This is a genomic window from Clostridium sp. (assembly GCF_032552055.1).
Taxonomy (GTDB): Bacteria; Bacillota; Clostridia; order Clostridiales; family Clostridiaceae; genus Clostridium.
Genome location: NZ_JAWGSV010000199.1, coordinates 1 through 5,694 on the forward strand (window position 1 = coordinate 1; position 5,694 = coordinate 5,694).

General features: G+C 29.1%; 4 protein-coding genes and 1 pseudogene. 1 reads left to right on the forward strand and 4 read right to left on the reverse strand.

What is annotated here, in order from left to right:
• A partial coding sequence (locus E6248_RS12130; RefSeq protein ID WP_316341066.1) for an FAD-dependent oxidoreductase occupies window positions 1-981 on the reverse strand: 981 nt, incomplete at its 3' end.
• A pseudogene (locus E6248_RS12135) lies at window positions 981-1,082 on the reverse strand (sulfide/dihydroorotate dehydrogenase-like FAD/NAD-binding protein); the annotation flags it as partial. The pseudogene E6248_RS12135 and the gene E6248_RS12130, both read right to left, overlap by 1 nt.
• A 122-nt stretch (window positions 1,083-1,204) precedes the next feature.
• Between E6248_RS12135 and E6248_RS12140 the strand changes: the two are divergent.
• Window positions 1,205-1,378 (forward strand): hypothetical protein, encoded by a 174-nt coding sequence (locus E6248_RS12140; RefSeq protein WP_316341063.1) that lies wholly within the window; start codon window positions 1,205-1,207, stop codon window positions 1,376-1,378.
• Window positions 1,379-1,471: 93 nt separating this feature from the next.
• On the opposite strand, the gene E6248_RS12145 is transcribed toward E6248_RS12140, so the two are convergent.
• Complete coding sequence (locus E6248_RS12145; protein ID WP_316341064.1) at window positions 1,472-2,812, reverse strand: MATE family efflux transporter; 1,341 nt, start codon at window positions 2,810-2,812, stop codon at window positions 1,472-1,474.
• A 443-nt stretch (window positions 2,813-3,255) separates the two neighbouring features.
• Window positions 3,256-5,493: an excinuclease ABC subunit UvrA gene (locus E6248_RS12150; RefSeq protein WP_316341065.1), complete on the reverse strand. Its 2,238-nt coding sequence runs from the start codon at window positions 5,491-5,493 to the stop codon at window positions 3,256-3,258.
• Window positions 5,494-5,694 lie beyond the last annotated feature (201 nt).

Sequence of the window (5,694 nt, forward strand, 5' to 3'; positions counted from 1 at the left end):
AAATAATCCTGATTTTTCTCCAGCACAGAATAAATTATCTACTCCATTTACCTTTAAGTCATTAGTTCTAGGCGCAACTGACATATATCTTATAGAGTTCCCCTTACTACCTGCATATGGATCTACATACTTAGCATTTTCAAGTCCTTTTATTTTTCTTAGTTTTTTTAATGGATAATAAGTTGTCATAAGCTTTGCATGACCAGTGTCTAGTAATATGATATTTTCTGCGAATTCCTTTAAAGCATACTGCTGACATACCTTTGTACTTAGCTTGTCATAATTAATATCTTCTTTAGGTAATTCTAAGATCACACATCCCTTTGTATCTAGTTCTTCTCTTAATTCCTTTGATAATGTATCTTTAGATAATTTACATGAACCAGAAAAAGCTCCTAATATATCTTCTCCTCTTTCACCTTGAATATCTGAAACACCACATCTTTCACTTATACTTATTCTAGGTCCAAATGCTGGACATCTTAAAATGCACATAGAGCATCCATTACCATATCTTAAGCAATTTCCCATAGGTCCAGTTGTACCAGTTGTTTCTATGAAAACATCTCCCTCTTCATAAGTACCATCGCTTAAATATATTCCCTTTATCTTATTACCTTCAAGATTTATATCATTTATTCGACTTTCCATATGAATGATGATACCTAAATCCTCTAAATATTTGTACACCTTACCTTCTATAAGATTTACATCATAAAGGGTAACATGTTTATGCCCAGGAAATTCAATATCTTTATGCCTTGCTGTATCATCTGTAATATTTATTAAATCTCCAGCCCCAAGCTCTACAAGTTCTTCAGAAGCTGTCCATCTTCCGTTATTCCTCATTATTCCCCCAACATTTCCAAGTCCTAATAAAAGGTCCGTTTTCTCATATATATGAACTTCTGCTCCTGCTTTTTTTGCAGTTATGGCTGCTGCACATCCAGACCATCCTCCACCTATAATAATAACCTTTATCATATAAATCTTCTCCCCTCAAATACCTTTCTTGGATCTAATTGTGTCTTACAGAATCTTTTAACTCTATGACCTGAAAATCTTACTGTACAACTTCCACATGCTACTTGTACAATAGTGCAATAATTACAATCAAATTATAATTTTGTTATTATCTTCCAACATATTCTTTTCCGTATTTGCAGATACTATTTTAAAATCATTTATTTAGGAGGTTCTATATATGCCAAAGGCTGTAGATTATGTTAATCAAAGTTTATCATCTTTACAAAATACTATTTCATCATTACAACAAGCACTTGGTGATGCAGAAAAATCAGATAATAAGGCTAAAATTCAATCAGCTATAAATTCTATTAATTCTGCTTCTGAAGAGTTATCTAAATATAAAGATTAATAATAAAAAAATCCTATTTTAATTTTAAAATAGGATTTTTTTATTATATTATAAACTCTGTATAATTTTTCATTTCATTATTTATATTTCTTTTTACTTTGCATTTTTTATATAGGGATTCCTATAAAATGAATATGCTAGCTGAAGACACATTAAACACCAAATTACTGGTTCACAAATAATTACACCAAAGTATTTAAGGCTAGGTATAAGAACTATAACAAAGACTATCTTACCTATTAATTCAATTATACTAGATATTAGAGGCAATATTTTTTCTCCTATACCTTGTAATGAGTTTCTTAAATTTAATAAAATCCCAAGTACAGCATAAAAAGGTGAGTTAAGCAATAAATATTTCACACCATTATCAATTACTGTTGGTTCAGTAGATCCAGATAGTACTCTCATTAGCGTTTGAGAAAATAATAGTAAGATTAAAGTAATTATTACTCCCCATACAATAGATATAATATTGGAGTATCGTACTGCTTCTCTTATTCTTTTCCCTTGATTAGCTCCTTTATTTTGTGAAACAAAGGTTGCTAGACTCATAGATAGTGCTGATACAGGTAACATAGCAAAACTACTAAGTTTACGAGCGGCTGTATGACCTGCAATAACTAGATACCCTAAATTATTAATAGCCGTTTGTAGTATAACTGTACCTGCAGATACTATCATAAGCATAATTCCCATAGATAGACCTTGTCCTAATAGTTCTTTATATAATTCCTTATCAAATTTAAAATGTTCTTTCTTTGGAATAAGTATTGGACACTTTTTATAAATATATATAATACATAATAAACCAGAAATCCCTTGAGATATTACTGTTGCAACTGCTGCCCCCCTAATTCCCATATTAAATTCAGTTATAAAAACTATATCTAAAACTATGTTTATTACAGAAGAAAGTATTAAAAATATTAATGGCATCATACTATTTCCTATTGCTCTTAAAATCCCAGCACAAAGGTTATATAAAAACATTACTCCAACGAACATAGTTACCACTGAAATATATGAATATGATTCCTCTATGATATTTTCTGGTGTATTAAGTAATTGAAGTAGCGGAAATAGAAATAACCTTGAAATAATCATTATTATTAATGTTATTAAAACTCCTATAACTAGTGATCCTGCTACTGATTTTTTTATTAAACTTTCATCCTTAGCACCATAGCTTCTTGCTGTCACAATACTTAAGCCATTTCCTACACCTAGGGCAAACCCAACCAGTAATTCAAAAATAGCTGCACTGGCACCAATTGCTGCTAATGAAGTATCTCCTAAGTAATTTCCTACAACCATAATGTCTACTGTATTGTATAATTGCTGAAATAAACTTGCTATAAAAAGTGGTATAGCAAAGATTATTAGTGATCTTAAAATCTTCCCTTTTAGTAAATCTACATTTGTATTAAGCATATTATCCCCTCTTTATATTATATTTTCACTTAATTTCTATTATAAATCTCTGATAACTCACTAAATTTAAATTTAATTGATTCAAAAGGCTTATATAGATTATCCGAAATATCTACATATGAATATCCATTAATTGTATTATATATTCTAATTAATCCTATCTCAACTTCTTTTTACTTATAGCTATTTATAATCTCTTTTCTTTTTATATCATTCATATTACTTTAAACCTTAAGTTTATAGTGTTTACTTATATCTATTTCTCTTTATTAATATTTTAATCTATTATGATGACTCGATAAAAGGTATCATTATAGATTTTTAAATATTTTTTCATTACATCTTATGTATTAGCCTATTTGAATTAGGCATGTTAACAACTCTAAGTCTATAAGCTCTATTTATGATTCTCTAAATAATTATAATACTTTTAATACAAATAATTAGAGATATTTAGCTGTTAATGATTCCTTACTATATTTTAAATCTTTAGGCGTTCCTTCAAAAATTATTTCTCCACCATGATTTCCGCCATCTGGTCCAAGATCAATAATCCAATCTGCTCTTTTAATAACATCAATATTATGTTCAATTATAATTACTGTATTTCCGTTATCTACAATATTTTCAACAATATTTACGAACTTTTCAATATCAGCCATATGCAGACCTGTTGTAGGTTCATCCATAATATACACTGAACTATCTTTATGAAGTTCACTAGCTAATTTTAATCTTTGACATTCACCGCCAGATAAGGTATCTAAAGTTTGACCTAATGTTAAGTAACCTATTCCCATATCATTAATTGATTCTAATTTAGTTTTAATTGACTTAAGCTTAAAAAAGTCTATTGCTTCAACTACTGTCATATCTAATACTTCAATTATATTTTTACTATGTAATTTATAATCTAATACATCAAGTCTATACTTTTTCCCATCACAAACATCACAAGTGCTCTTTATATTATCCATAAAAGCAAGGTTAGTTTCTACTATTCCACTTCCCTTACAATTTTCACAAGCCCCTTCTGAGTTTGAACTAAAAAGTGATGGATTAACATCATTTTCTTTTGCAAAGGATTTTCTAATATTGTCCATAATCCCACTATAAGTTGCTAGGCTAGACCTTGAATTTGCTCCTACTGGACTTTGATCAATTAAAACTGCTTCTTTATTTTGTTTTAAGAATTCTTCCTTAATTAATGTGCTTTTTCCTGACCCTGCAACACCTGTAACAACAGTTAAAACACCCTTAGGTATTTCAACAGTAATATTTTTCAAATTGTTCTTCTTACAATTACTAGCCTTTAAATATCCATTATGTTCTCTTACATCTTCTTTTATAGTAAGTGACTTATTTAAGGCATTCCCAGTAAGTGTTCCAGATTTCAGTAAATCTCCATAGCTTCCTTCATATACTATTTCCCCACCATTTCTACCAGCTAGTGGTCCTACATCAATAATATGATCTGCTATCTTAATAACATCTGGATCATGTTCAACAACTATTACAGTATTACCTTTATCACGTAGCTTCTTTAAAAGGTTATTTAACTTATGAACATCTCTTGGATGAAGTCCTATACTTGGCTCATCAAATATATACATTAAATCAACTAAATTACTATTTAAGTGCTTAACCATCTTTATACGCTGTGACTCTCCACCTGATAATGTTGATGTTTCCCTATCTAATGTTAAATATCCAAGGCCAATGTCTATAATATTATTTAACTTTTCAAGGATACCATTAATTAAAGGCTTAGCTTCTGGCTCTTTTATTTCTTTAATAACTTTAACTAATTCATCTATTTGCATGCTTGTTAAATCAGAAATATTATATCCATTAATTAAGCAATTATAAACTCTTTCATTAAGTCTTCTCCCCTTACAAACAGGACATTCACCTTCTATTAGTAATTTACTAAGCTTCTTTTTAGCAGCTTCTGAAATTTCCCCTTCTCTCTTTAAGTAAAGTCTATTAAACTTAACTATTAATCCCTCATAAGTTAAATTCATTGTCCCTACTTCATCTATCTTTATCTTTTCAGGCTCTCCATATAAGAACTTATGTAATTCATCTTCTGAATAATCACTTATCTTTTTATCGTTATCAAAGAAGCCTGATTCTGTGAATAGTTTCCAATGCCATGAACCTACGCCAAAACCTGAAAGTAATATTGCTCCTTCATTTAAAGATTTACTCATATCAAGAATCTCTTCCATATTCGGAACAAGCTTTTTTCCAAGCCCTTCACACTCACCGCACATCCCGTTTATATCATTAAAAGAAAACATATTTGCTTTACCTATATAAGTGCTTCCAAATCTTGAATATAAAGCTCTTAGAAAAGAATTAATATCTGTAATAGTTCCTAAAGTAGACCTAGAATTACCACCAATTCTACTTTGATCTATAATAATTGGTGTTGATAGATTTTCAATATGATCAGCTTTAACCTCACCATACTTTGGTAAAAAGTTTCTTATAAAAGCACTAAAAGTCTCATTTAATTGACGTTGTGCTTCCTTTGCAACAGTTTCAAAAACAATAGAGGATTTACCTGAACCAGAAACCCCTGTAAATATAGTTATTTTTCTTTTAGGTATTTCTAATGATATGTTTTTTAAATTATTTTCTTTGCAGCCTTTTAAATAAATGAATTCATCCTTCACTTTATCCGCCTCCTTTTTCATTTCCTTAATATAGTTTATTGTTAAATCTTAGTTCCCTCAAAATATTGCTCCCACTTTAAACTTAGATTAAGTCTTACCTATAATAAAATCATATTATGTGGTACTTACAAACTAGGTTTATTATATAAGTAATTATTATCATAAATCTTCAATTTAAATATTATTTTTATAATAAATATC